The organism is Fibrella forsythiae (assembly GCF_017353175.1).
GTDB lineage: Bacteria > Bacteroidota > Bacteroidia > Cytophagales > Spirosomataceae > Fibrella > Fibrella forsythiae.
Genome location: NZ_JAFMYW010000002.1, coordinates 125,317 through 152,117, shown reverse-complemented (window position 1 = coordinate 152,117; position 26,801 = coordinate 125,317). Strand labels below are relative to the sequence as shown.

Below are 26,801 nucleotides of genomic sequence, written 5' to 3'. Positions count from 1 at the left end.
CCGACTCCCAACTATTAAAATTTAAACCCCATCTCAACAGCTACTGTGTTATTACGCGACTCAAGCGCATCGTTGCGGAAAGCATTCAGCAGACCGCGCTGGTAACTTAAGCCCAGATTTACGGCATTAACGCTGTTGATTTTATACTGAATGCCCGCGCCAAGTAACACCCCTACGTCGGCGAATCCATACTGACGTTGATAACTACCGCCCGACGTGGCATACTTATACAACGGATTAGTGGTCTGATACAACGCCTTTTCAGCCAGCTTGATGTCTAGCAAGCCGCCACACTGGATGTAGCCACGGATACTAGGGCCAAGTTCGTTGGCATACATCTTCACTGTCAACGGAATTTGCAGGTACTGTAAATTATACACCGATTCGCCCGGCGACTGGCCCGGCCGGAATACATCCTGCCCGAACGACCCCGGAATGACAAACGATGACCGCTTGATAGTGTACCATAATCCGGAGCTAAAGGCGTAACGATCTCTGAAGAAAAAGTAATCGAGCGATGGCCCTACGCTCATGCGTACGCCAACGCCGTTGGTTTGAAACTGGCTGTATGCCCCCGCTCCCTCGGCTGTGTTGTATGAAAAGCTGGGAGCAAACCGAAAGCTCATTTCAATTAAACGCGCAGGTCGAGTAAAATCATCAAACTGGTTGCGCTTCCGTTCGTTTCGTTCGATCTCGTAGTCACGCGAAATCACCACCGCCGGGCGTTTGGTTGATACTGCACCTGAGCGACGTACCTGCGCTTGTGCAGGCGATACAAGCAGCAATGCCGCTACTGCGCTAAGAAGCAGGCCGGAGGCTGCAACTTTTTCCATAATTTTGCACGTTTCAAAGACAGCTAAAAATGCCATCTCATATGGGAGTTAGGGTCAGCTCACGCCGGTTTTTCAGTTTATTGATAACCAGCTTGAGCCTTATTTTGTCTATAGTAGTCAATTCTTGTACCAAACCCGAGTTGGTCTCTATCGAACGGCTCGATCAGGCCCTCTTCTCGAGCAAGTCGCCCGCTGATATAAAAGCCTTTTTAGCAAAACACAAGAACGAAGTTCAATTGTACTTTAACGCGACGGACCCCGTTTCTGATACAGCTCTGATCGAAGAACTTACCGCACGGATCAGCAACCCGGAACTAAAAGTACTTTACGAACAAACGCAGACCGAGTTTGGCAACGCCGACCAGTTGGCTGGTGAGCTTTCAGAGGCCTTTGCCAATATTAAACGTGACTTCCCCGATTTCAGGCCTCCCCGCGTAGCCACCCTCATTACCGGATTCCTGGGACCAGACCTTGTTGTTACTGATAGCCTGATCATCATTGGCCTGGATTACTTCGCGGGCCCAAAAGCCAAATACCGGCCCCGTGGCGAGGAGTTTCCGCAATATATTCTCCGTCGCTACGCCCAGCCTTATATCGTACCCACTATTGTTCGCCTCTTATCCGACCGATTTAATACGCAAGATCGGGCTGATCAGTCGCTTCTGGCCGACATGGTTTATAACGGAAAAAGCTTGGTTTTCACGCGCACCATGTTGCCCGAAATCCCTGATAGTCTGATCATCGGTTATTCAGACCGCCAACTGACCGAAACGTTTAATGCTCAGGATCAGGTTTGGGCACATTTTATCGATAATCAACTGCTTTACCAGACCAACGCGGATATAAAGAAACGATACATGGGCGAGCGGCCCTTTACCGTTGAAATCGGCAACCGCTGTCCGGGTCGTATTGGCGACTGGCTGGGCTGGCGAATTGCCAGTCGTTATTATGACGAGAAAAAAGTCTCTATTCCAGACCTAATGAAGACCGCAGATGCGCGACGAATTTTTCAGGAGTCTGGTTATAAGGGACAGAAAGACGAATTATAAAGGACGTTGGTTACTGGACACAAGACGATAGAGTTACTATCAATATCCATTATTTACTGTTCAGTAGCCAGCATTTGTTTAACCTATGGCAAAACGAGGTAAAAATTTCGGCGAAGAAGCCTCCGAAGAAGATAAAAAAAAGATTAGCGGCGCAGGCCTCCGCCGTGCAGCACGGTTGTTTTCGTTTGTAAAACCCTATCGTGCTCAATACGTGATCGGGTTTGTATTCCTGCTGCTCTCTACAGCCACCACGCTAAGCTTCAGCCTGATCATCCGTGAAGTGACAAATGTGCTCGACGGAAAATCGTCGTTTACACTGAATCAGATTATCCTTTTTTTCGTACTGGTGCTGATCGGGCAAGCTGTGTTCTCGTTCTTTCGCATTTACTTCTTTGCGCAGGTGAGCGAACGGTCAATGGCCGATATCCGTCGGGCGGTGTATAACCGAATGGTTACGCTGCCAATTCCGTTCTTCGAGCAACGGCGCGTAGGTGAACTGACCAGTCGATTGTCATCCGATGTGTCGCAACTTCAGGACGTGTTGTCGCTCACACTGGCCGAATTCTTCCGCCAGATTGCCACGCTCATTTTCGGTACTGTAGCCATCCTTTACCTCTCCTGGAAACTGACCCTGTTCATGCTGGCTACGTTTCCATTACTGATCGTTGCGGCCATGTTTTTTGGTCGTTTCATCCGGAAAATGTCAAAGCAGGCCCAGGACGAGTTGGCCAATGCGAGTGTGATCGTTGAAGAAACCCTTCAGGCCATCAACGTCGTCAAAGCGTTTACGAACGAGCGATACGAAGCACAGCGCTACGGTGCAGCCCTCAGCCGTGTGGTAGGTATTGCCTTACGATCGGCGAAATATCGGGGGGCGTTTGTCTCGTTTGTTATCTCAGCGCTGTTTGGCAGCATCGTGGGCGTGCTCTGGTATGGCGGCAATCTGGTTATCAGCCACGAAATGGTGTTGGCCGATCTGATCACCTTTCTATTCCTTATGGCCTTCATTGGTGGTTCGGTAGCGGGTATGGGCGATCTATACGCTCAGATTCAGCGCACCATTGGAGCCTCAGAACGTATTCTGGATTTGTTACACGAAAATGCCGAAGTAGATATTGTCTCGCCGCCATCAACACTGGCCGTACCCATCGCGGGCGCTGTAGCTTTCAATAATGTTCGTTTCTCTTACCCCTCTCGCCCTGATATCGACGTACTGAAAGGTATATCGTTGCGGGTTGATGCCGGACAGAAAATTGCGCTGGTTGGCCAGAGCGGCGCGGGTAAATCAACAATTGCTCAACTATTGATGCGGTATTACCCATTAGTAAGCGGTCAAATTACCGTTGATGGACGATCAACTACCGAGTACGATGTCACGAACCTTCGTCAGCACATTGCTATTGTGCCACAGGAGGTTATGCTGTTTGGCGGTACCATTGAAGAGAATATTCGGTATGGCAAACCGGATGCCACAGCAACTGAAATCGCAGAAGCGGCTCGCCGGGCCAACGCGCTTGGTTTTATCGAGTCATTTCCGGAAGGGCTCAAAACAATGGTTGGTGAACGGGGCGTAAAATTATCGGGCGGGCAGCGGCAACGAATCGCCATTGCCCGTGCCATTCTGAAAGACCCGGCCATTCTCATTCTCGATGAAGCAACATCCTCGCTCGACGCGGAGTCGGAACGGCTGGTACAGGAAGCCCTGGACGAACTGATGCAGAACCGAACTACCCTGATCATTGCACACCGGCTGGCTACCATTCGTAAAGTCGATCAAATCTACGTGCTTCGCGATGGGCTGATTGCCGAGCAGGGAACACACGACGAACTAGCTGCCCTGGACGAAGGTCTCTACGCCAATCTGGTTAAATTGCAGTTCGAAACCTCCGACAATACCTTATAACTTACGACGGTCGAAACACGACGAATGGCAACTGTTTCCGGCAACGGCCTAAGCCATAAATCGTAGAGCGTCTTTCGTAAAGTACAAACAGCACTGCCATGAACCCCGCACAGACGTTAAAAGACCATGATCTGCGGCATACCAGCAACCGACTGGAGATGCTCGATTTATTTCTGCAAACCGACCATGCGTTGGCGCATGGCGACATTGAAGCCCGCCTCGGCCCGGATTATGACCGGGTAACCATCTATCGAACTTTGCGTACGTTTCTCGACAAAGGAATTGTGCATAAAGTGCTCGACGATGCGGGCGACCCAAAATATGCCCTTTGTCGTACCACCTGCGGTAAAGGCGATCATCATCACGACCATGTTCATTTCAAATGTCAACAATGTGGTCAGACTACCTGTTTAGATGATGTTCAGATTCCAGCTATCGCCCTGCCCAATGGCTACAGTCGGCAGGAGACGAATCTGCTTATTCAGGGTACCTGCCCTGAATGCGTGTAGCCCTGTATACCCACACGAATGACTTCTTTTTCTGACCGCCAGCGCGATTTTCAACAAAAAGCCGACGCTGATCAGCAGCGACATAACCAACTGGCCATCTGGCGTTTAGTCTGGTTTAGCGTTTCGGTGGCCACCATCTGGCAACTACTGGCAAATAAACAAACGTTCTGGGCCCTGTTGGCTAGCCTTATTGGATTGGTCGTCTTTGCCCGAATAATGACCTGGCACCGCGCCGTGCGTCGGCAGCGCGATCTGAATCGAAATCTGGTTGACATTAATCTTGATGAACAACAGCGGCTGAATCGGACATTTTCCCGACCGGAAACGGGTGTGGCCTACGCTCCCGCCGACCATGCCTACGCACATGACCTGGACGTGTTTGGTAAGCATTCGCTGTTTCGGCTCCTTAACCGGACACGTACCCACGATGGTGCCGCCCGGTTGGCCCAGTACCTGCTGCAGCCCGCCCTGCATCACACCATTTTTCTTCGTCAGCAGGCTGTAGATGCTCTAAAACCCCATATCAACTGGCGGCAGGATATAGAGGCTACTGCCATGCTGAATGAGAAAATCAGCTTACCAACCGAAGGGCTACGTACCTGGGCAACAGGCACAACACCCCTGCCTACCTGGCTCAATCTGGCGCGGTTTGTACTGCCAGTATTAACCCTGGGGGTGTTTATCAGTTGGGTAATGGGATACGTACCTGGCTGGTCGGTATTCGCCGCTATTGGGTTGCATGGCGTTGTGCTCAACCCCGTGCAGGCCACAACCAAACAAGCAAGTGAACAGACGCACGACATAGCGAAGGCCCTGGCCGACTTTGCTGATCTTTTCCGATTTGTTGAAAGCCTGCCCGGCGAAGCACTACTGCTCACTAACCTTCGCAAGCGGTTGCAGTCTGGTTCTGTAATGGCATCAACAGCAGTGGGGCACCTTGCTCGGCTGGTCGAAAATTTCAATTTCCGTCGGAATCCGTATTTCTATCTCTTTATCGGCCTTCCCTCACTCTGGGACGCGCATTATCTGTTCGCTCTGAACCGTTGGCGGGCACAACATGGCCCTGCTCTGGCCGATTGGTTCTCGGCTCTGGCCGAAACCGAAGCGTTAAACAGTCTCGCGGGTTTTGCCTATGCTCATCCCGACTACGCGCAGCCCGATCTCCTTGATGAGCACAACGTACATATTGATGCTCAACAGGTGGCGCATCCGCTAATTCCGCCAGCCAGAGCAATTGCTAACTCATTGGCGTTCGATGGGTCTGGAAAAACAATTCTGATCACCGGCTCTAACATGTCTGGAAAAAGTACGTTTCTACGCACGGTTGGCCTTAACGTCGTGTTGGCGCAGGCAGGGGCCGTTGTAGCTGCGCGCCGATTTGTGTGTTCGCCCGTTCAGGTTTATACCAGCATGCGCACGCAGGATTCGCTCGAAGAAAACACGTCGTCATTCTATGCCGAATTGAAACGACTACGCACCCTGATTCAGCACACACAGAACGTACCCAGCCTGCCTGCTGACTCTGCGCCGACCGTTAACTTGCCTATTCTGTATTTTCTGGATGAAATTCTGAAAGGAACCAACTCAGCCGACCGCCATAAAGGAGCTGAAGCGTTGATTCGCCAACTGCACCGCACGAAAGCATCGGGCTTCGTATCGACCCACGATCTGGAATTAGGGCAGCTTGGCGAGTCTGTCGATTTCGTACAGAACTATCATTTCCGGTCCGACATCCATGAGGGTGAAGTTACTTTCGATTATACACTTCGCCCCGGCGTTTGCCAAAGTTTCAATGCCAGTCAGTTAATGAAAGCAATAGGAATTGATCTGTAAACAGGGCTACTTTTTAAACTCGCCTTTGTATGTATCAAATACAAGCGCGTTGATCCAGTAGGCGTCGCGGGTGAAGTAGAACGTTTTTGTTGTCAGATTACCAATCTCACGGAAAATCTGCTGGGCCAGCAACGTACCCGCCAAACACCCTTCCCGGTTATATACCCGCTTGGTTGCCTTAGCGTGATCGCGCTCAACTAGTTCGCGCAGTTTTGGATCTTCGATCATAGAAAACGAACGGCTTTGCCAGTCAATCCAACCGGTTGGTGAGTGGAGCATTTCTATAAACTGGCCGAAATCGTCAAGCGTAAATTCAACAATTTCCTCCTGCACTTTCTCCGGGTAGCGCCAGGTTATAAACTGGTATGCGGCCCCGCCCGTCAGATACACCATTGACCGACTGATGTCTTTTATAGCCGGATTGTCATTCAACGACATCCGAATCATCGGCGCAATGGAATCCTCAACCATTGATTTCAATACGGTAGCGTACTCACTCGACGAAGGGTTGCGCAGCAGTATGCGTTCGGCCAGGCGGCGGGCACCCAGTTCTATAGTGTACGATTTAAACGTATATCGAGTTGTACCTGAAGCACTTACGTAAGGCTGCAAAATACCGCCTTTCAGATTACCGCCGCCTACATCAACCAGAATAGCCCGATCAAAATCTTCGCGGGCCAATCCGGCCCGTACACTATATGTGGCTTCAATTTTTGTAGGCGTATCTACTACCGTTGGCATACCCAGAAGCTTCTGGGTTTGTACGTTCACCTCGGCAACGTTACTGGCCATATTCACGCCCGACGATGTGTAAATGACAAAATCACGGTTAGTTAAACCGTAAGTTTCGCTGGCATCGTGCATCATTTCCTGTACAGTGGCCACGGTTTCCTGGATATCAGCTGAGCGCAGTTTTCCATTGTTAAGCTCCATACCTTTCACCAAGCCAACGGTCTCCTGCCGATCGTAAACCAGTTTGTATTTCAGTTTACCATCCTGATGGTAGAAACCAATTACGGATAGTTTAACCCCTTGTGAGCCAATATCAAACCCAGCCCTGAAACCATCATATTTGATTGAAGGAGGAGCTTCCTGTGCATTAACCATGCCAATTGCCCATGAGCAAACTAGCAGTAACAGACAGATACAACGACGCAGGTGGATGTACTTCATTGAGGGGCAAAAGCTAAAACAGTAAAGCGACGCTGATAGGCGGAGTTAGAAGTATATAGGGGTCGCTGCTCCATTATTTTCTGACTGTCAAAAATAATTGACCAAAGTATGACCAAATAGCAAGAGTGCCAAGTCTATCAGATTAATACTCGACAAAGCCTATGCCAATTGAGTACTACTACCAGATATCTATTCCTTAAACTTTCACGAAAGCTAAAAAGAGGCTCTGGAATCAACCAGAGCCTCTTTTCATTAAACAATTACTGCTATATGGTTTACAGGTGGATGGCTTCGCCGTAAGCTGCTTCCGTAGCATCTTTGATAGCTTCCGACATCGTCGGGTGTGGATGCACAGCTTTCAATATTTCGTGACCCGTAGTTTCCAGGCGCCGGGCAGCTACCACCTCAGCAATCATTTCGGTAACATTATTACCAATGAAGTGTGCGCCAAGAAACTCTCCGTATTTAGCGTCGAATATAACTTTAACGAAACCTTCAGGTGTGCCTGACGCTTTCGCTTTACCAGACGCCGAGAAAGGAAACTTGCCCACTTTCAGCTCATAGCCAGCTTCGCGGGCTGCTTTCTCTGTGTAACCCACCGACGCGATCTCGGGCGTGCAATATGTACAGCCCGGAATATTGTTGTAGTTCAACGGCTCAACGTGGGGCAGGCCGGCAATCTTTTCTACGCAGATAATGGCTTCAGCCGAGGCTACATGGGCCAGCGCCTGCCCTTTCGTAACATCGCCAATAGCGAAATAACCATCAACGTTCGTTTTGTAATAATCGTCGGTCAGGATTTTGCCCCGGTCGGTTTTGATCCCTGTTTCTTCAAGACCAATATTCTCGATGTTGGCTACAACACCCGCTGCCGACAGCACGATGTCTGCTTCAAACGTCTTTTCTCCGTCAGGAGTTTTCACCGATACTTTGCAGCCTTTGCCGCTTGTGTCAACCTTCGTAACCTCCGAGCTGGTGTAGATATCGACGCCCATTTTCTTATACTGGCGAAGCAGCTCTTTCGAGATGTCTTCGTCTTCAACGGGTACGATATTGGGCAGGAATTCGATGATGGTCACTTTCGTGCCCATGCTGGCGTACACATATGCAAACTCAACGCCAATAGCACCAGAGCCAATAACGAGCATACTATCGGGCCGATTTTCGAGCGTCATCGCCTTCCGGTACTCAATCACCTTCACGCCGTCGAGCGGAACAGACGGCAACTGGCGGGCACGACCACCCGTGGCGATGATAATGCTTTTGGCTTCGTACTCCGTGGTTTTTCCGTCCTGGGCCGTCACTTCCACTTTCTTGCCGGGTTTCACCTTGCCATTGCCGCTGATGATGTCGATTTTGTTTTTCTTCATCAAAAACGCCACGCCTTTGCTCATGCTGTCGGCTACGCCCCGGCTGCGTTTGATCACGGCACTGAAATCAGCCGATGAATCGCCAACGGTGATACCGTAGTCTTTCGAGTGCTTGATATATTCAAAAACCTGCGCACTCTTCAGCAGGGCTTTGGTGGGTATACACCCCCAGTTGAGGCAGATCCCGCCCAGGCTTTCGCGTTCAACAACGGCTGTTTTCAAGCCCAATTGCGAAGCCCGGATAGCTGCTACGTAGCCGCCGGGTCCGCTTCCTACCACGATTACATCGTACTGTGAAGCCATTATAAAACTTGTTCGAAGTTGATGTCTGACGTTAAACTAAACGTCGATTTCAAAACGTAAAGGTAGGTTGAAAAGTTGACGGCTGATGACCCTATACCAAAACCAAACCCGCCCACTGCTTTGTTGTATCTTTGCTGAACCATATGGAACACAGATCAGGCAGATTCGACTGATCCAGGCTACCGTTTGAAGCGAGCCGGGGATCTCTATGAATCAAATCTGTCCGCGACGTCTGCGTTCCAATCTCTTGCCCGTAAGCGCGGGTTATTTGCCGATATGACTACTGAACAAGTACAGGAAATCCGGGGCCGGGTTGAGGCCTTACGGGGGTATTTAGATTACGACAGCAAGAAACAACAGCTCGCCGAGTTGGAACAACAGACGTTTCAGCCTGAATTCTGGACCGATGCTCCCCGCGCTGAAGGGGTGATGAAGCAGGTACGTGGCCTGAAAGGCTGGATCAACGGCTACGAAAAGTTACTGGGCGAATTCGGCGATCTCGAAACATTATACGAGTTCTACGAAGCAGGCGATGTAACTGAAGAAGAGGTCGATGTCGAAGGGCGTAAACTGCAGGTTACTCTCGACGAGCTTGAGCTGAAAAAGATGCTCAGTAATGAAGAGGATCAATTGTCAGCCGTGCTGGAAATAAATTCCGGGGCTGGCGGCACAGAAAGCCAGGACTGGGCCGATATGCTCTACCGGATGTACATGCGATGGGCCGAAAAACACGGTTACGGCGTAAAACAGGTCGACTATCAGGATGGCGATACAGCTGGCATAAAGTCGGCCACCATTGAAATTGACGGCCCGCTGGCCTATGGTTACCTGAAATCAGAAAACGGCGTTCATCGACTGGTCCGCATTTCTCCGTTTGATTCAAATGCCCGCCGCCACACGTCATTCGCTTCGGTGTATGCCTATCCGCTCGTTGATGATTCAATTGAGATTGACGTGAACCCCGCCGACATTACGTGGGACACCTTCCGGTCGGGTGGTGCTGGTGGTCAGAACGTAAACAAAGTTGAAACGGCGGTACGCCTCAAACACAAGCCATCTGGCCTGATCATCGAATGCCAGCAGGAACGTAGTCAGTTGATGAACAAAGAGGTGGCTATTCGTCTGTTAAAATCGAAACTGTATCAGATTGAAGTAGAGAAACGTAACGCCGCCCGTGCTGAGATTGAAGCCAGCAAACAGAAAATTGAGTGGGGTTCGCAGATTCGTTCCTACGTTCTGGACGATCGACGCGTAAAGGATCACCGCACGGGCTACCAAACATCCAACACCGAAGCCGTTCTGGACGGTGACATTGATGGGTTTATTAAAGCGTATCTGCTGGAACAGTGAACGTCGGCAGCTTTATTCCGAGACAGAAAATGGTATGAATCAGTACTAAATGCGACCTCGTAGGAGAGTCAGAATTTCCTGTTGCGTGTTTTCCATCCGTTCCTGACCGGCCTTTAGCTGGTCAACCTGCTTAAAGCCTTCGCGGAATTCAACTTTTAACTCCTGCACTTCGACAGTCAGGTTGGCTACTGCTTTGGCAGTCAACGTTAGATTGTGCTCAATTCCAGCAATCTTGACGACCTCTTTCTCAATTCCAGCAATCTTAGCAACCTCTTTCTCGATACCGGCAATCTTAGCAACCTCTTTCTCGATACCGGCAATCTTAGCGACTTCTCTTTCTATCGTGGAGATCTTGGCGACTTCAACTTCCATACGTTGAACCCGCCTATCAATACCTGCAATTTTGGCCACTTCAATCTCGATACCAGAAATCTTAGCCACTTCAGTCTCAATACCAGAAATCTTGGCCACTTCGGTCTCAATACCAGAAATCTTGGCCACTTCGGTCTCGATACCAGAAATCTTGGCCACTTCGGTCTCGATACCAGAAATCTTGGCCACTTCAGTCTCGATACCAGAAATCTTGGCCACTTCGGTCTCTATGCCTTTGATTTTAGCTACTTCATCCAAAATTCGTCCTTGACCGTCAATTAAACGGTCAACTTTCTGAAGGACTTCAGCGATGATAGGCTCTATCTGATCCAGACGTTGTTCAGGTCTCATGAAGGCAAAAATAAATATGATTTTAGTGCGGTGAAAATGATGTAATGATCACCTGTTACACTACTATCAGTGCTTTCCCCATAACCCGCCTGCCCAGCATATCGTTTAGCGCATTGGCGGCTTGTTCAAGTGGGTACGTGGCGTGAATGTGCGGAATGAGTTGACCTCGCTGCCAGAACTGAAGCAATTCCTGCACATTCTGCTGATTGTCTTTGGGCTGGCGTTCGGCGAAGGCGCCCCAGAACACACCCACAACCGAGCAGCCTTTTAGCAATGGCAAATTGAAAGGCAAACTTGGAATGGACCCGGCCGCAAAGCCAACTACCAGATACCGGCCACCCCAGGCCATTGATCGAAGAGCCGGTTCGGCTAGCTCACCACCCACAGGATCATACACCACATCGACGCCTTTTTTACCAACCAGTTCAAGCAGGCGATCACGCAACGGTTGGGAGGTGTAATTGATAAGTTCATCAGCACCGTACTGGCGGCAAAGGGCCAGTTTCTCGTCGGTCGAGGCGGCAGCTATAACACGGGCGCCCATTAGTTTTCCAAGCGTAACGGCGGCTAATCCTACACCACCTGCGGCTCCCAGCACCAGTAGCGTTTCCGAATCGCCGGACCGGCCGGAACGTAACTGAGCGCGTTGCTTCAGAGCATGATACGACGTTCCGTACGTATACATGAGCGAAGCGGCTGTGGTGTATTCCATCTTATCCGGCATCAGGAACGTCTTGAACGCATCGGCCAGTACACTTTCTGCAAAGCCACCCCAGCCAGTCAGCGCAAATACATTGTCACCGGGTTTTACGTGACTCACACCCTCCCCTACTTCACGAACAATGCCCGCCACTTCGCCACCCGGCGAAAACGGAAAGTCGGGCCTGAACTGATACTTCCCTTCAATGATCAATGTATCTGGGAAGTTAACCCCACAGGCTTTCACGTCGATAACGACCGTTCCGGGAGTTGCTTGTGGCCGGGCGACCTCGTCAACGGTCAATGAGTCGGGCGGGCCAAATTGGCGGCAAAGTACAGCTTTCATAGAATGACAATCACAGACCAGAAAATGATAAGTCTGTAAAAACGCTTACGATCTGGCTGACAGTAGGCGTCTTTACAGACTTATCATTTTCTGGTTTTCAGGCTTTAATTCCGGGCGTACATCAGCACGTCGTCGAGTGTGATCGAGTCGCCGCACATGATAACCAGTCGCTCAATGACGTTGCGTAATTCCCGAACGTTACCCGTCCAAGGCATTGACTGCAACTGGGCCATTGCCGCCGGTTCAATTTCTTTCACGGGCGCATTGTATTCACTACTGATATCCTGCAAAAACTTATCGGCCAGTAGCGGTATATCTTCTTTTCGGTCGGCCAGTGCAGGTACGTGAATAACAATCACACTTAGGCGGTGGAATAAGTCTTCACGGAAATTACCGTCGGCAATTTCCTTGCGCAGGTCTTTGTTCGTTGCCGCAATGACCCGGACATTCACCTTGATTTCCTTATCACCACCCACGCGGGTGATTTTACTCTCCTGTAGGGCACGTAACACTTTCGCCTGAGCCGACAAACTCATATCCCCAATCTCATCGAGGAACAACGTGCCGCCATCAGCCTGTTCAAACTTACCGATGCGCTTCGACGCGGCTCCCGTAAACGCACCACGCTCATGACCAAACAACTCACTTTCGATCAGTTCGCCCGGAATAGCAGCGCAGTTTACTTCAACCAGCGACATGCCCGCCCGGTTTCCCTTTTCGTGGATGCCCTTGGCCACCATCTCTTTACCTGACCCGTTAGGGCCAGTTACCAATACGCGCGCTTCAGTGGCCGCTACCCGGTTGATGGTTTCCTTTACCTTCCTGATCGGATCCGAATCGCCAACGATCTCGTTGATCTTGTAAATCCGCTTCTTCAGGGTCTTGGTTTCTGCCACCAGCTTCGATTTCTCGATGGCATTTCGAACGGTAACCAGGAGACGATTCAGATCGGGTGGTTTCGTGATGAAATCGAAGGCACCGCGCTTAGTTGCTTCTACGGCGTTTTCGACGTTACCAAAGGCCGAAATCATAACGAACTGCGTGCCCCGTTCGGCCTCTGTGGCTTTCTGTAGCATTTCCAGCCCATCCATTTTAGGCATTTTGATGTCGCACAAAGCAACATCATACCGCGATTTAAGAACCATGTCAAGGCCCTCTTCGCCGTCTTTGGCCTCGTCGACCTCGTAGCCCTCGTATTCTAAAATATCACGCAGGGCTGCCCGGATGCTCTTTTCGTCATCAATGATGATGAGTTTGGCCATAAATTATGTAAAAAACGTAGTCGATAAATGTATGTTACCTGCTTGGCCAATAGGTTCCAAATGAGCCTATTGGTTGCTTTACAAATCGAAGTAAGGTCATTACACATAAGGAAACAACATCCGCTTGTTATTTATACCCTTCTGTCCCGAATCCTGAAGCTACAATCGGTAAGTATTGGTTGCAAGTAGTAAATAAAAAAGCCAACCTGAGAAGTTGGCTTTTTTATTTTATCGAGCAATTTCCTTTATTGGCCACTGTTCATTGCCTTTCCGCTTTTCAATTTTGAATTCAGTTCACGAGCCACTTTCAAGTGTGTTTTAACGAGTGGATGAGCAGCGTTGGCCACCGCCAACAGATTCGAATCCTGACCTTTGCTCTCCACCTTCGACAGGGTCTTATCGAGTAGTTCGTGGCCTTTCACCGCGTGTTCGCGCACGTAATGACGATCAAGCTCAACACCCGACATTCCCTGCATTTGTGACACCATAGCCTGTGTTTTTGCATCCGGCGTTGTAGGTAAGGTTATTCCTTTAGCCGCAGCAATCGCGGTTAACTTAGCGGATAAGCCCGTCTGCTCCTCCACCTCGGCCTGCGCCATTTCACGAACCTCCGGATTGGTTGATTTCTGAACAGCCACTTTACTGGTTTCCAATTGCATCAGCCCACCCATGGCAACCTGCCTCATCAGGTGGTCATCAGCCTTTGATAGTGCCGAGTTCGCAGGTGTTATGGCGGCCACTGTGGCCGCCCCTTCTTTGTTCATGCGGTCGAACTCAATCTTGCTGGTTCGCCCAACCAGGTCACTGTCCATCCGGCCGGTCTGAGCAACGGTTATTTCTGCAGCAAGCAGCAAAGCCATCAGGCTCAGGCCTGTAATGAGTGAGTTTTTCATAATACGTTGTATGATCTGCCGTTTAGTGAATCCTTTTGATAACCGTGCGGGCGGAGTAGTGTTTTTTACAGCCAGGAACAGGCTCTCTACGGTATGTTAGCAACAGTGAAGCGCTGAATGGTAACACCTTTGTCCCTTACAACGCAGCCAACAGGTTACAGCCCCGCACGTCCGAATTATCAAAACGGCCCATAATTCGGAACGTACCTGAGCCGGTTTCATACTGGCCCAGATCCTGTGTTTCGATAAAGGCACATGAATCCAGATTGGCCAGATCGATGACATTTACTCCGCCCGTTTGCTTACCTGTCGTCTGGCCGGGTACGTAGCTGTGAAATGGATCATTCAGATCGCGGAGACGTACCTGGATGGTAGCACCCGGGCCAAAAACGCCTGCTCCTGTTGAATAGGCCTGCGATAGCAATTCCGTCATTCCGTATTCAGAATGGATAGCCGACACGCCCAGCTTCCCGATCAACTCGGCGTGCACTTCTTCACGAAGCATCTCGTGGCGACGACCTTTCATACCGCCAGTTTCCATGACGATCAGATCGGGGTATTTACCGACCCAGGTCAGCGATTCAGGCGTTTCGTCGACCCAATCGAGCAGGCCAAAGGTTACCCCGATCAACAATATCTTTTTAGCTGGCTGGGTACGTTGCCGCGCCTGCGTGGTGAGCAGACGTAGACGGCTGGTTAACTCGGCATAGTTGTTTAGAAAAAAACCGGACTGATCAGAACCCGACAGCGTCATAAATCGCTGAACCATATATACCAGCGACGAGTTATTTCGTTCCAGATACGACGGTAACAAACCCAGAATATGAAACTGGTTGAGCGGTCCGTAGGTGTTCTCGAAGAGCCGCTGGCATACCGCGTCATACAGCGGCAGGTCGGGCACCAGATGCCTGCTTGTTGTGGCACCGGTGGTACCACTGCTGGCAAACTCCGTGGCGACAGGCACGTCTGGAATCAGTATACGGTGGGTCTTGAAAAAGCTGATCGGTAAGAACGGCACATCGGCCAGCGACTCTATTGAGTTGGGCTGGCAGCGAAGGTGACGGAGGTATTCGGCATAAACGGCATTATACCGAGCCTGATACCGGAACAGATCGAGGCCCAGTGCATCGAAATCGGGGGGCGTTACGTTTAGAATACGTTGCCGGAGCGAAGAACGCCAGTCGGATTGGGATAAAAACACAGTAGCTTGCAAAAATTCAGTACGTTAACAGCATGCGCAAACAACTAATTCATCAGGGAATGTTGGCGGTGGCCCTTGCGGTGACTCTTACAGCCTGTTTTACGGAACCCAATTACAGTGATACACCTCAGATCCAACGGGTTGGCCAACCGGTAAAGGTTACGCTGGCTGCTGGTTCGGGCGTAGGTCAGGCTGCACGCGATTCCGTCATTATAACGATCCGCCTGCAGGATGGTAACGGCGACATTGGTGAAGACACGCGCGATACTACAAGACAGCGTATTGTTTTCAGTAAAGAAACCTGGGGAAACTACGAAATCAAGACGTTTGAGTTTGTCAACGGTACCTATAAAGAAATTCCGCCTGGAGATAACAGCAAACTCTTTTTCCCGCGATCTCCCCTTAATGCGCCAAACGGTGCGGTTGAAGGCGACATTGATTTCAGCCAGGTTTTCTTCTATCAACGGCCCTACAGGCTGGCTCCCGTACGGTTCCAGGTACGTATCCGGGACCGAGCGCTGAACGTTAGTAATACTATCCTGACCGATACGATTTCGGTGCCGCTAAACGGACGCTAGTTAACAGCGGTCTGGCTTCAGCTCATCTTCTTTGGCCCTCGCAGCGTAAGCAGTGAGGGCCTTTTTTTGCGCACCACAGGTACGTCGGGCAGGGCACCAGGCTCGCGGTTGAGCACAATACGAAACGTAGTGCCTTTCCCTATCTCCGACGATTTCACGTACAAGCGCCCATTGTGGTACTCCTCAACGATTCGCTTTGCCAGGGTCAGGCCCAGCCCCCAGCCCCTTTTCTTGGTACTATAACCCGGCGAAAAGACCTTCGACATACTCGATTTGCTCATGCCTTTACCTGTGTCGGTGATATCTATTGCCACTTCATCATTCGGTAATGGCAGAAGCCGAAGCCGTAACTCACCCACCCCGGCCATGGCGTCAACGGCATTCTTACAGATGTTCTCGATCACCCATTCAAACAGCAACCTGTTTATACGCACCATCAATGTGGTAGGCAGGTTGCTTTCCACGCTCATCTTCACTTTGGTAGAAATTCGCCGCGCCAGGTAATTGGTAAATTGTGTCACCACTTCATCGAGGTTTTCGTCTGTCAACGTGGGAATAGAGCCAATGCTGGAGAAACGGGCTGTAATGGTTTCCAGTCGCTGCACATCCTTCTCGATTTCGTCTGTCACCTCAGCTTCGTAATGGTCGGGATCTGTACGCATATAATCGACCCAGGCCAGCAACGAGGAAAGCGGAGTTCCCAGTTGGTGCGCCGTTTCTTTGGCCAGCCCCACCCACACCCGGTTCTGCTCGGCGCGGCGCGATGAGCTAAACGATAGATACGCCAATACTGCCAACGCAGACAAAATGGCCAGTAACGCAAAAGGGAAATAACTAAGCTGCTTAAGCAACAGCGAGTTATTGTAATAAATAAGTCCTTTCTCGCCGTCTTTCAGATCAACAACAATCGGCGGGTGGTTCTTACGCATTTCCTGAATCTGCTCTTTCAGGTACGTATGCTTCTCCTCTCCGGTCATATTATCCGGAAACTCGATGTTTCTGCACTGTGCCGGCTCAAGATGCTCGTCGGCATAGATCGCAGGTATTGCATTATTTTCATTTGTTTCAATGATGCCGGTGACGATGAAGTTCAGGTTCTCGTTGTTATCGGCCGTTTCGATCGCGTATGCCAATGCCTTGGCGTAAAGCCGCATATACTGCTCTTCACGTGCTTCAAGTCTGTTGATAATTCGTTTAGTAAACAGCAATGACCCCGTTCCCACCAGAAGCAGGTTTAGCGCCACTACAATTTTCATTACGTTATTCTGACTATATATATCAAACGACTTCAGCATGAACCTCCCTCTTTATCCTTACAAGGTAACGAATCAAAGAACCTGAACGTACATATAGGTGTTTCTTCAATGAACACGTGAGTAGGATTTTAGTAAGAATTGAGCACAATTATTTATATCAATTCTAAATAACCTATCCGCCCATTTCATCGCCTCAGCAGACTGTTTTGTACTGTAATTTTGCACTTCGTTTAGCTGTTGACTAAGCGTAATCGCTATGTTTGACGTTTTTAAATCAATAAGTTTATCGCACAAAACGGCCCCTTTGGCGGTACGTGAGTTAATTGCACTCAACGAAGACGAAGCCAAACGGCTAATGCTTCGGTTGCGCGATGTTTTAGGCCTTTCTGAACTACTGGTTGTATCAACCTGTAACCGAACGGAAGTGTATTATACGGCCTCTGAAGACCACAACATCACCATTGCGCGGCTGTTGCTGATCGAAAAAGGCCTTACTGATACAGACGCTTATCTCCCCTATTTCCAGCAGATTCCGAACCACTCCGAAGCGGTTCGGCATTTGTTTGAAGTGTGTGTGGGCTTGCACTCGCAGGTAATCGGCGATATGCAGATTCCCAACCAGGTGAAGCAGTCGTATCAATGGTCGGCAGATCTTGATCTGGCCGGTCCATTTCTACATCGGCTAATGCACACGATCTTTTTTACCAACAAGCGTGTGGCCCAGGAAACCTCGTTCCGCGATGGAGCGGCGTCGGTATCATATGCAGCCGTTGAATTGATTGATGAACTACTGGGCGAGCGGAGCAATCCGACCGTATTAGTGGTTGGCCTTGGCGAAATTGGAGCCGATGTGTGCCGGAACCTGACGAACCGGGGCGTTACCAACATCACACTCTGCAACCGAACTCGCTCGAAAGCGGAAGAACTGGCCAATGAACTACAGGTACGTTTCGCCGACTTTGACCAGCTAGCTACCGAGATTCAGCAGGCCGACGTAATCATTTCAGCCGTTCAGCGCGACGAACCCCTGTTTACACCTGCCCTGTTGCAGAACGTGACCGTACTGACCTACAAATATTTCATTGATTTGTCGGTGCCCCGCAGCGTTGATGCGGCGGTCGAGCAGATTCCGGGCGTACTGGTTTATAACATTGATCATATTCGTACCCGCGCCGACGAAGCGTTGAACCGGCGTCTGGCGTCGATTCCTCAGGTGGAGGGAATCATTGCTCAGGCAACAGCCGAATTTGGCGACTGGTCGAAAGAGATGATGGTATCGCCTACGATCAATAAACTGAAGAACGCGCTGGAGCAGATTCGGAAAGAGGAGATTGCCCGCCATCTGAAACACCTTGGCCCCGACGAATCGGAGCGGATGGATAAGATCACGAAGGGGATTATGCAGAAGGTGCTGAAATTACCCGTGTTACAGTTGAAAGCAGCTTGTAAGCGAGGCGAAGCCGAAACCCTAATCGACGTGCTGAATGATCTGTTCAATCTGGATAATCAGCCCGTAGATGCCGGTGACTCATCGAGCCATTACTAACCTGTGATTATATACTTGACGCCCCGACTGTAGCCAGCCGGGGCTTTTTTGTGTGCATTCAGGCAACGTACCGGCTTAGTATAAATAAGTCGTTGACCGCTTATCTGGTCAGCAAGTTGTTGAACTCTCCTAATTGCCTGACTCGTGAACATCCCAACCTTACTACTTCCCGCTGCCCTGTCTATCGGTATCTCCATCACAGCCTATGCTCAGGTGGGAGTTGGCACAAAAGCCCCCAAAGGGGCTACTGTTTATTTCGATGGAACTCAAAAAATGCGCGATGCCAAATGGACTTACTGGGATGGGCCCGGGCGTGTAGCTACGCTACCGATCAAATGGCCTATGGCAACCGACCCTGTTGATGGTGGCCCGGTCATGACCAGCAACGACCCGGCTTCGGCAGGGGGTAAATATGGGTCGGCTGATCTGGTAACGAAAGACACCTTCAAAGATGCCCGCATTCACGTTGAGTTTCTGATTCCTACGGCCGGTGGCAATAGTGGTGTATACCTCCAGAACCGGTATGAAATTCAGGTGCTCGATGGTGATTCCACTGCCCACGGTATGGCGGCGGTCATTAACGAAGAAGCAGCGCCCTACAGCGCCTACAACGGTTTGGGTAAATGGAACGCCTACGATATCATTTTCAGGGCGGCGCGCTTCACCAACGGCAAACTTACCGAACAGCCCATGGTAACGATGTACTTCAACGGCAAGAAAGTACACACCAACAAATCGATTAGTCAGGTTTGGGGCGGCCCTAAATCGGGCATCGACGGGGGCAATGATGGCGGTAAAGGTATTACCGACACGCCGGGTGGTTTGAAACTACAAGCCGAGGGCCATAACGTGATGTACCGCAACGTCTGGATCAAACCCCTTAGCCTAACAACGGCGTCGACTGATTTCTGAGGTTATTGATTGGTTGAGTAGTTAATTGGTTGACTGGTTAGCTGGTTGCTCTGCGAGAGCCGTTGCTCGTCAGCCAGCAAACCAATTAACTACTCAACCAATCAACCAATTATCCAGCCAACCAACTACTCCCCTCGCAGGGCATCGACTGGGTCGGTCAGGGCTGCGCGGAAGCTTTGGTAAGAGACGGTAAATAACGCTACTACGATGGCTAATAAACCGGCACTCAGAAATATCCAGCCGTCGAGTACCACGCGGTATGAGTACGTACTCAACCACTCGTTCATGCCCCACCACGCCAGCGGAACCGCCAGCAGGATAGCCACAACAACTAATTTCAGGAAGTCTTTCGATAACAGTGCTACAACACTCGGCACACTGGCTCCCAGCACTTTACGGACACCAATTTCTTTAGTCCGCTGCTCGGCCATGAAAGTGGCCAGCCCAAACAGACCCAGGCAGGCAATGATAACGGCCAGCACGGCAAACACGTCGGCCATTGCCCCAATGGGCCGGATCTGGTCGAATTTGCGCTGATATTCCTGATCAACAAACGTGACTTCGAAGGGAAAAGCGGGGTTATACTGCGTAAAAATCTGCGCTGCTTTTTTCAGTGCCGTTTCTGTTGGCACAGCCGGATTGAGCCGGTAGTTGATGGCGCCCGACCAGTTTTGACCTTTTACAAACATGGGCGGCACTTTATCGAACGGAGACCCCCAGATAAAATCGGCGAAGACCCCAACGATACGAAAATCGGTTCCATCGTTTTTAATGATCTGGCCAACAGGGTCCTTAAAACCCAGGATCTTGGCGGCAGTAGCATTGACCAGACAAGCACTGGTATCGGATGGGTACGTCTGATGATTAAGGTCTCGCCCGGCCAGTAGTTTAACGCCCATCGTTTTTACGAAATCGCCGCTGCCACTGGTCATCTGATCGAACGTGATTTTAGACCCTGGGGGTTTGCCTTTCCAATCAAGACCCCATGTATTGCTATACGACTCAGTGATCGGGTTATTAGTTTTACAAACGGCCGTTGCCACCCCCTGCGTCAGTAACTCATTACGGATGAGGTTGTAATTCTTATCAATGTCGCCCGAGAAACGACTAAATACCAGGTTCGTCCGGCTGTAGCCCATGTCGCGCTCTTGCGTGTGTGATAACTGTCGTTTCACCACCAGCGTGCAAATCAGTAATACAACCGTGATCAGAAACTGAAAAACAACCAGCACCTGCCGGGGAGCAAGCCGCCCCCGCACGGCCATCAGCTTACCTTTCAACACCCGAATCGGCTCCATAGCCGACAGGAAGAACGCCGGATAGCTACCTGCCAACGTACCTGTAACGAGAATCAGCATCAGGCAGGCGAGCCAGAAACGGACATCCGCATAAGGGACAGACAGTTGCTTTTCCAGCAATTTGTTCAGCGCAGGCAGAGCCAGTTGCGTAAAGAGCAAAGCCAGCAGAAACGAAAGTGTTGTCAGTAAAAGCGATTCGCCCAGAAACTGCCGTACCAATGACCAGCGCCCGGCACCCACTACTTTGCGAATGCCCACTTCACGCCCCCGTTTTTCTGACCGGGCTGTGCTCAGATTCATAAAGTTGATACAGGCCAGCAACAGAATAAAACCAGCAATGTAACCCGCCATACGAACATAGGTGATGGCACCACCACTTTCGACACCATTCTCGAACCGGCCGTGCAAATGCCATTTCGCTGATGGGTACAGAAACACTTCGTTGTCTTCTGTGCCTTTCGAATTGCGCTTGGTGATATCGCTCACTTTGGCATTTACCGCCGCCAGATTTGCCGTAGGGGCCAATTCCACAAACGTGCGTACGTAGTTGTTTCCCCAATACCCGTAATCATCACCATTTTTGGTTTGATAGGCCCAGGGCATCAGCATCTCAAACTCAAACTCGGTGTTTTCCGGCAGATTTTTCATTACCCCCGACACCACGAAACTGGCTTTGTTGTCGATACGCACCACCTTGCCCATTGGGTCGGCAGCGCCAAAGAGTTTAGTGGCTGCCGATTGCGTAAGCACAACCGAATTGGTGCCGTTCAGCGCCGTTTTCGGGTTGCCCTGTAGCAATGGAAAGCTGAACATGGTCAGAAAACCGGGATCGGCAAAGCTTCCATCCAAGTTGATCCGCGTTGTGCCGGATGTGGTTAGAAAAGGCTGTTTCCACAGGAATCGGGTCGATTCGACGATCTCAGGAAACTCAGCTTTTAACGCAGGAGCCAACGGACTGGGAGTCGACTGCCAGCAATGGACACTTCCTTCGAACGTATTCCTGTTATAGGCTTTAAAGAGTTGAGGGCCTTTCGTGTGAAACCGGTCGAAGCCCAGTTCGTCAGCAATATTGATACCGATCAACAACGCGCAGGCCATGCCGAGGGCCAACCCCACTACGTTGATTAGACTTTGCGTACGGTTACGCCAGAGCGTACGGAAGGAAACGAGCAGATAATTACGAAACATAACATCGTCAAATTATAGTCTACATCTCTACCCACAAACTACCAGCCATTTCCTAACGAGCTTAATAACCAAAGGGTTGGCTTTTCGTGATTGTCCGTTTTTGGACAGTACTGGACTGGATGGCAACGCTATTTCGGCAGAAAGACCGAAAAGGTAGCACCTTCGCCCAGTTTGCTTGTGGCACAAATGGTCCCACCATGGGTTTGGGCTACCCGACGGCATACAGCCAAGCCCACACCGGTACCGGCAAATTTATTCTTGCCATGGAGACGCTGAAATACCTCGAAAATCCGATCTGTATACTGTTGATGAAAGCCTATCCCATTATCGCGCACATCAATCTGCCAGTAGGTACGTTTATGCGGCAGATCAGCGGGCAAATTGGCGGGATTGGCCGGTTGGCAGGTTACGGCAATCATGGGCTGCTGGCCCGGTGGCTGAAACTTGAGCGCATTACCCAGCAGGTTTTGAAACAACTGACGCAGTTGTACCGCCCGCCCGTGCACAATTGGTAAGGAATCGATCTGAATGGTGGGTTGGGTTTCCTGAATACGAACGTCAAGATCGGTTAGCGACTCGCCTATAATTGTGTTCAGATCAACAGCAACAGGAGGTTCTTTTTCGGTGGTCAGGCGAGCATAGTTGAGCAGGTCACGGATCAGTTCAGACATACGCCGGGCCGACGATTGTACCCGGGCAAGCATATCGATGCCGTTGCCTTCCAGTTGGTCAGCATACTGTTCGGCAAGCATTTTACTGAATGACTGCACCTTGCGTAACGGCTCCTGCAAATCGTGGCTGGCGATGTAGGCAAACTGCTGAAGGCTCTCGTTCGAGTGTAGCAGTTCGCGGTTCATCTGCGTCAGTAATTGTTGCTGTTCCGACAAGCGAGTTACATTCACAAATGTGAACAGCACCCCGTCGCCCTGCCGAATGTAGTACCCATCAAACGTACCTTTCACGCCATAGCGGTCGTAATTGAATGAGTTTTCGATCGTTTCACCCGATTCAACTACGTGAACAAGGGTCTCGAACAAATCAAGTGTTTGGTAGCCCGGAAACAGTGCAGAAATGGTGCTGCCCGTCATATCTTCGACGGTGTAGCCGGTCATCTTCGCATTTAGCTCATTCGTGATCAGGTACTTAAAATCAACAACCACGTTGTTCTCATCCCGAATGGCTTCCAGCAGCATCATTCCCGACGGTGAGTGGTTCACAACCCGTTGAAGAAGTTCGGCCTGTTGCTGCAAACGCAGGCTCGCTTCATACCGGTCGTGGATATCGTAGAACGACATCAGCAGCACATCGCCAACCCGCGATACCGACATGTCGATCCAGCGGTATCTGGACGGATGGAGTATCTCCTGGCGTATGGCAACTCCGGTCGTGTACACGTTGGCAAACATGGCAGCGTGCCCCGACTCGTGAAAGGCGGCGTTAAAACTACTCACCAATTGGCCGGCCAGTTCTTCATTTGTATGATTGAGGTAACGGGCCGCCGCCGGATTGACGTATAAGTACCGAAAATCGATCAGCACGCCTTCCTTGTTCCAGACAGGAGCCCACAACGAATTAGCCGAAGCGGTATGTTCGGCTACAGCGCGAAGCATATCTGCCTGAAAATCAGTGATCGATGACGGAATCGCCGAAGACGCCTGCGGAGGCGCATGAGGCAGGGAGGCCATGATTAAGTCTTTTTGTTACGGAGCTAATAAGTAAAGATACGGCAATTATCTACAGAGCGATTTCATTATTTGCCAGATGAAATATTGATTCTTCGAAACATCTTTTTTTTACCCGGAAGACTCGGAAAACTGGTTATTATTTTGCTAAAAACTAGTCAGTCAGTAGTGAAAAAAGGGTCATGAAGATGACAATCACCTTCATGACCCTTTAGCAGAACAATTCGTTTAAGCGAGCTAAAAATTACTCAGATCGTAGGCTCGTTACCGGATCGGCCAGGGCGGCACGAACGCTTTGAAACGAGACTGTTAGCAAGGCGATAAGGGAGACGAATGTACCTGCCCCCGCAAATAGCCACCAATGCAGGGGCGTTTTTTCCGCGAAATCACGCAACCAATAGTCCATTGCCCACCAGGCTAGCGGAACAGCCAATACGAACGCAGCCCCAACCAGCTTCAGAAAATCGCCTGACAATAACGCCACAATACTGACGACACTGGCTCCCAGCACTTTTCGAACGCCAATCTCTTTCGTGCGCCGTTGCGCCGTGAAGGCGGCCAGTCCGAACAGACCCAGGCAGGCGATAAAAATGGCCAGCGCCGACGCTGCGCTGAACAATTGACCGTATCGCTGCTCGGTCTGGTATTGTTCATTGTATTTCTGTTCTACAAAAAAGTAGTCGAACGGATTACCGGGGTAGCTGGCCTTGTAGAGGTGTGAGAGGTCAGCCAGTTGTTCAGAAACGTTACCCGGCGCGAGGCGTATCGTGAGGTAACCGTTGTAGGCACGGGGAATAATGATCACCGGTTCTACGGACTGTTTAGGCGACTGGTGCCGGTAATTGCTCACTACACCAACCACGTTAAACGTACTACCCCACAACACGACTTTACCAATGGCCTCTTTAGCAGATGAAAAGCCCATATCCAGAGCCGCCCGTTCGTTCAGGATGAGCGCTCCCCCTTTTTCATAAGCCACTTCGGTTTGTGCCTGCGTAAAGTTCTGCCCCGCCAACAGCCTGATACCAAACGTAGGAATGAACTCATCGTCGGCAAAAATCATGTTGTACGTCCGCTTCTGTTCCTCAGGCGTGGGATTCTGACGAGTTATACCAGTTGAACTGAAATTATAAAAATTACCAGGTACGCTTCCCGTGTAGCATTTTTCCTGCACATATGAGCGTTGGGCTACCTGCTGAACGAACGCAGCCCGCCGGGAAGCGAAGTCGGTTTGTTGCTTACCCACTTCCGGACTTTTGATTGCCAGCAGGCGGTCCATGGTAAGCCCCAGCGGACGGTTACGAAGAAACTGAACCTGCTGAAACATGACCACCGTAGCCACGATCAATACCAGGGCGATACCAAACTGCACCACTACCAGCGATTGACGCAGCCAGGTAGCCCGCCCGTGGCTACCAACACCGCCGCGCATCATATCTACCGACCGAACACGGGTGAGGGCGTAGGCCACGTAACAGCCCGACACCAGCGATCCGACCAATAAGGTCAATAACCCCCAGAACCAAAGGCCCAGTTCGCCGGGACGCCCTACCAGCAACGTACCTATACTGAGTTGTTTACCCACAAACTGATTGAATACGGGTTGTATCAGACTAATCAATAACAAGCCCAGCATAAATCCCAGTGCATTGATCAACACCGATTCGCCCAGCAACTGACCGACCAGTTGGCTTTGTGTTGCCCCCACTACCTTCCGAACGCCTAACTCTTTAGCTCGCGTCAATGCCGTGGCCGTGCTCAGATTGACATAGTTGAGCCAGGCGATCAGCACAATTAGTAACGCCAGGGCGCTGAGCAGATACACGAACGCCAGGCTACCCACCGTAATAAACGGATCATCCAACGACTGGCCGAGGTGGCTGTATTTGGCAGCCTGTAGCCGTACTGTAGTATTGGTTTCGTCTGGCTTTTTAGCACGGTAAAAGGTCGTTAGCTTACGGGCCAGGGCATCAGCGTCGGTACCGGGCCTGAGCAATAGGCTGGCCTGGAGGAAATTGCTGTTGTAGCTGGCTAGGCTAGCCCAGCCATTTCCGTTGAGGTTAGCCGGATTCGCCAACGTTTCGAGCGAATAGAGCAGATCAAACCGAACATCCGAATTCTCGGGCATGTCGGCATATACGCCCCCGACCGTGTATAACTGTTGCCCAAACTGGCCGTTCACGGTAATCGGTTTACCCACTGCAGCCTGGTCATCGAAATACCGACGGGCCGTACTTGCTGATAGAAACACGGTGTTGGGTTGTTTCAGGCTAGCTGGGTTGCCACTCACCAGCGGAAACGTAAACATCGAAAAAAAGCTGCCATCTGCCAGTGCGGCATTGGTTTCGCGAAATGTTTTCGCGCCGCCGTTTGCCTGAGGTACGCTGACGATCGCCTGCGCAGCGCCCGTCACGAGCCGACAAAAAGCATCGATTTCAGGAAAGGCGGCCTGCGCCTCCGGGGCAAGGGCTGAAGGACCAAATTCGCCGGTTTCACCCGATTTATCTTCCAGCAAAACGCGGTAGAGATTGGGTAGCTTCTGATGAAACTGATTTACGCTTCGCTCAAAAGCGATGTACTCCCAGATGAGACCGAAAGCGGCAATACCCAACCCTAACCCAACAATGTTGATCAGCGTAAACACCTGGTTCTTACGCAGGCTCCGGAAAGAAATGATGAAGTAATGACGAAACATAGCAAAAGGCCTGTTTAATAGACAAATACGACCGGTCAAGAGCCGTGCCAACTCGCTCAACAGGCCCTATAAGCTAGTCTCATGCACTACCGACACGTATCACTGTCCGAAACCGGACGGCGGCTGTCCGGTGATCCTGAACCCATAGGGTCACCGGACAGCCGCCGTCCGGCTTTCCCAAACTGTACCCGGCCTCCTT

General features: G+C 50.7%; 20 protein-coding genes. 8 read left to right on the top strand and 12 right to left on the bottom strand.

Going from position 1 to position 26,801, the window contains the following annotated elements:
• Positions 1 to 14: 14 nt before the first annotated feature.
• A complete protein-coding gene (locus tag J2I46_RS06735) occupies positions 15 to 833 on the bottom strand; it encodes an outer membrane beta-barrel protein (RefSeq protein WP_207328256.1) in 819 nt (272 codons plus the stop codon).
• 41 nt (positions 834 to 874) lie between these two features.
• On the opposite strand from J2I46_RS06735, the gene gldB reads away from it, so the two are divergent.
• The 4 genes from gldB to J2I46_RS06715 all read left to right on the top strand — a co-directional run bounded on the left by gldB (position 875) and on the right by J2I46_RS06715 (position 6,127).
• Positions 875 to 1,882, top strand: coding sequence for a gliding motility lipoprotein GldB (gldB, locus tag J2I46_RS06730; RefSeq protein ID WP_207328255.1), 1,008 nt, complete (start codon positions 875 to 877; stop codon positions 1,880 to 1,882).
• 85 nt (positions 1,883 to 1,967) lie between these two features.
• The gene (locus J2I46_RS06725; RefSeq protein WP_207328254.1) at positions 1,968 to 3,785 is read left to right on the top strand and encodes an ABC transporter ATP-binding protein; all 1,818 of its coding nucleotides are present in this window, start codon (positions 1,968 to 1,970) and stop codon (positions 3,783 to 3,785) included.
• Between the two features lie 98 nt (positions 3,786 to 3,883).
• The gene (locus tag J2I46_RS06720; protein WP_207328253.1) at positions 3,884 to 4,294 is read left to right on the top strand and encodes a Fur family transcriptional regulator; all 411 of its coding nucleotides are present in this window, start codon (positions 3,884 to 3,886) and stop codon (positions 4,292 to 4,294) included.
• Between the two features lie 18 nt (positions 4,295 to 4,312).
• Positions 4,313 to 6,127 carry a MutS family DNA mismatch repair protein gene (locus J2I46_RS06715; protein WP_207328252.1) on the top strand — a complete coding sequence of 605 codons (1,815 nt, stop codon included), beginning with the start codon at positions 4,313 to 4,315 and terminating at the stop codon, positions 6,125 to 6,127.
• Positions 6,128 to 6,133: 6 nt separating this feature from the next.
• On the opposite strand, the gene J2I46_RS06710 is transcribed toward J2I46_RS06715, so the two are convergent.
• Both J2I46_RS06710 and lpdA read right to left on the bottom strand, forming a co-directional pair.
• Positions 6,134 to 7,300: a hypothetical protein gene (locus J2I46_RS06710; protein WP_207328251.1), complete on the bottom strand. Its 1,167-nt coding sequence runs from the start codon at positions 7,298 to 7,300 to the stop codon at positions 6,134 to 6,136.
• A gap of 275 nt (positions 7,301 to 7,575) precedes the next feature.
• Entirely contained in the window at positions 7,576 to 8,973 is a 1,398-nt protein-coding gene (lpdA, locus tag J2I46_RS06705; RefSeq protein WP_207328250.1) for a dihydrolipoyl dehydrogenase, read from the bottom strand.
• A gap of 276 nt (positions 8,974 to 9,249) precedes the next feature.
• On the opposite strand from lpdA, the gene prfB reads away from it, so the two are divergent.
• The gene (gene prfB / locus J2I46_RS06700) at positions 9,250 to 10,323 is read left to right on the top strand and encodes a peptide chain release factor 2 (protein ID WP_207328249.1); all 1,074 of its coding nucleotides are present in this window, start codon (positions 9,250 to 9,252) and stop codon (positions 10,321 to 10,323) included.
• 45 nt (positions 10,324 to 10,368) lie between these two features.
• Here prfB and J2I46_RS06695 read toward each other — a convergent pair whose 3' ends face one another.
• From J2I46_RS06695 to J2I46_RS06675, 5 genes are all read right to left on the bottom strand, one after another.
• Positions 10,369 to 11,046, bottom strand: coding sequence for a hypothetical protein (locus J2I46_RS06695; protein WP_207328248.1), 678 nt, complete (start codon positions 11,044 to 11,046; stop codon positions 10,369 to 10,371).
• Between the two features lie 55 nt (positions 11,047 to 11,101).
• On the bottom strand, positions 11,102 to 12,091 hold the full coding sequence (locus J2I46_RS06690) for an NADPH:quinone oxidoreductase family protein (RefSeq protein ID WP_207328247.1): 990 nt from the start codon (positions 12,089 to 12,091) through the stop codon (positions 11,102 to 11,104).
• Between the two features lie 104 nt (positions 12,092 to 12,195).
• Positions 12,196 to 13,353 carry a sigma-54-dependent transcriptional regulator gene (locus J2I46_RS06685; RefSeq protein ID WP_207328246.1) on the bottom strand — a complete coding sequence of 386 codons (1,158 nt, stop codon included), beginning with the start codon at positions 13,351 to 13,353 and terminating at the stop codon, positions 12,196 to 12,198.
• A gap of 245 nt (positions 13,354 to 13,598) precedes the next feature.
• A complete protein-coding gene (locus J2I46_RS06680) occupies positions 13,599 to 14,246 on the bottom strand; it encodes a DUF4142 domain-containing protein (RefSeq protein WP_207328245.1) in 648 nt (215 codons plus the stop codon).
• Between the two features lie 136 nt (positions 14,247 to 14,382).
• Positions 14,383 to 15,447 (bottom strand): LuxE/PaaK family acyltransferase, encoded by a 1,065-nt coding sequence (locus tag J2I46_RS06675; RefSeq protein WP_207328244.1) that lies wholly within the window; start codon positions 15,445 to 15,447, stop codon positions 14,383 to 14,385.
• A 32-nt stretch (positions 15,448 to 15,479) separates the two neighbouring features.
• On the opposite strand from J2I46_RS06675, the gene J2I46_RS06670 reads away from it, so the two are divergent.
• The gene (locus J2I46_RS06670) at positions 15,480 to 16,025 is read left to right on the top strand and encodes a hypothetical protein (RefSeq protein ID WP_207328243.1); all 546 of its coding nucleotides are present in this window, start codon (positions 15,480 to 15,482) and stop codon (positions 16,023 to 16,025) included.
• A gap of 17 nt (positions 16,026 to 16,042) precedes the next feature.
• On the opposite strand, the gene J2I46_RS06665 is transcribed toward J2I46_RS06670, so the two are convergent.
• Positions 16,043 to 17,320, bottom strand: coding sequence for a sensor histidine kinase (locus tag J2I46_RS06665; protein WP_207328242.1), 1,278 nt, complete (start codon positions 17,318 to 17,320; stop codon positions 16,043 to 16,045).
• 217 nt (positions 17,321 to 17,537) lie between these two features.
• On the opposite strand from J2I46_RS06665, the gene hemA reads away from it, so the two are divergent.
• Together hemA and J2I46_RS06655 are read left to right on the top strand one after the other, a co-directional pair.
• Positions 17,538 to 18,827 (top strand): glutamyl-tRNA reductase, encoded by a 1,290-nt coding sequence (gene hemA, locus J2I46_RS06660; RefSeq protein ID WP_207328241.1) that lies wholly within the window; start codon positions 17,538 to 17,540, stop codon positions 18,825 to 18,827.
• A gap of 150 nt (positions 18,828 to 18,977) precedes the next feature.
• Positions 18,978 to 19,739 carry a 3-keto-disaccharide hydrolase gene (locus J2I46_RS06655; RefSeq protein ID WP_374758079.1) on the top strand — a complete coding sequence of 254 codons (762 nt, stop codon included), beginning with the start codon at positions 18,978 to 18,980 and terminating at the stop codon, positions 19,737 to 19,739.
• A 125-nt stretch (positions 19,740 to 19,864) separates the two neighbouring features.
• Here the strand turns inward: J2I46_RS06655 and J2I46_RS06650 are convergent, their stop codons facing one another.
• The 3 genes from J2I46_RS06650 to J2I46_RS06640 form a co-directional block, all read right to left on the bottom strand.
• Positions 19,865 to 22,225 carry an ABC transporter permease gene (locus J2I46_RS06650; RefSeq protein ID WP_207328239.1) on the bottom strand — a complete coding sequence of 787 codons (2,361 nt, stop codon included), beginning with the start codon at positions 22,223 to 22,225 and terminating at the stop codon, positions 19,865 to 19,867.
• A gap of 128 nt (positions 22,226 to 22,353) precedes the next feature.
• On the bottom strand, positions 22,354 to 23,910 hold the full coding sequence (locus tag J2I46_RS06645) for a sensor histidine kinase (RefSeq protein WP_207328238.1): 1,557 nt from the start codon (positions 23,908 to 23,910) through the stop codon (positions 22,354 to 22,356).
• Positions 23,911 to 24,151: 241 nt separating this feature from the next.
• Entirely contained in the window at positions 24,152 to 26,602 is a 2,451-nt protein-coding gene (locus J2I46_RS06640) for an ABC transporter permease (RefSeq protein WP_207328237.1), read from the bottom strand.
• Positions 26,603 to 26,801 lie beyond the last annotated feature (199 nt).

Bases quoted from the DNA above. Each gene is read 5' to 3' on its own strand.
- J2I46_RS06670 (WP_207328243.1), top strand. From the start codon at position 15,480: ATGCGCAAACAACTAATTCATCAGGGAATGTTGGCGGTGGCCCTTGCG.
- J2I46_RS06645 (WP_207328238.1), bottom strand. From the start codon at position 23,910: ATGGCCTCCCTGCCTCATGCGCCTCCGCAGGCGTCTTCGGCGATTCCG.
- hemA (WP_207328241.1), top strand. From the start codon at position 17,538: ATGTTTGACGTTTTTAAATCAATAAGTTTATCGCACAAAACGGCCCCT.
- J2I46_RS06650 (WP_207328239.1), bottom strand. From the start codon at position 22,225: ATGTTTCGTAATTATCTGCTCGTTTCCTTCCGTACGCTCTGGCGTAAC.
- J2I46_RS06685 (WP_207328246.1), bottom strand. From the start codon at position 13,353: ATGGCCAAACTCATCATCATTGATGACGAAAAGAGCATCCGGGCAGCC.
- J2I46_RS06720 (WP_207328253.1), top strand. From the start codon at position 3,884: ATGAACCCCGCACAGACGTTAAAAGACCATGATCTGCGGCATACCAGC.
- J2I46_RS06690 (WP_207328247.1), bottom strand. From the start codon at position 12,091: ATGAAAGCTGTACTTTGCCGCCAATTTGGCCCGCCCGACTCATTGACC.
- J2I46_RS06710 (WP_207328251.1), bottom strand. From the start codon at position 7,300: ATGAAGTACATCCACCTGCGTCGTTGTATCTGTCTGTTACTGCTAGTT.
- J2I46_RS06725 (WP_207328254.1), top strand. From the start codon at position 1,968: ATGGCAAAACGAGGTAAAAATTTCGGCGAAGAAGCCTCCGAAGAAGAT.
- prfB (WP_207328249.1), top strand. From the start codon at position 9,250: ATGACTACTGAACAAGTACAGGAAATCCGGGGCCGGGTTGAGGCCTTA.
- J2I46_RS06735 (WP_207328256.1), bottom strand. From the start codon at position 833: ATGGAAAAAGTTGCAGCCTCCGGCCTGCTTCTTAGCGCAGTAGCGGCA.
- J2I46_RS06695 (WP_207328248.1), bottom strand. From the start codon at position 11,046: ATGAGACCTGAACAACGTCTGGATCAGATAGAGCCTATCATCGCTGAA.
- gldB (WP_207328255.1), top strand. From the start codon at position 875: ATGGGAGTTAGGGTCAGCTCACGCCGGTTTTTCAGTTTATTGATAACC.
- J2I46_RS06665 (WP_207328242.1), bottom strand. From the start codon at position 17,320: ATGCTGAAGTCGTTTGATATATATAGTCAGAATAACGTAATGAAAATT.
- lpdA (WP_207328250.1), bottom strand. From the start codon at position 8,973: ATGGCTTCACAGTACGATGTAATCGTGGTAGGAAGCGGACCCGGCGGC.
- J2I46_RS06680 (WP_207328245.1), bottom strand. From the start codon at position 14,246: ATGAAAAACTCACTCATTACAGGCCTGAGCCTGATGGCTTTGCTGCTT.
- J2I46_RS06715 (WP_207328252.1), top strand. From the start codon at position 4,313: ATGACTTCTTTTTCTGACCGCCAGCGCGATTTTCAACAAAAAGCCGAC.
- J2I46_RS06640 (WP_207328237.1), bottom strand. From the start codon at position 26,602: ATGTTTCGTCATTACTTCATCATTTCTTTCCGGAGCCTGCGTAAGAAC.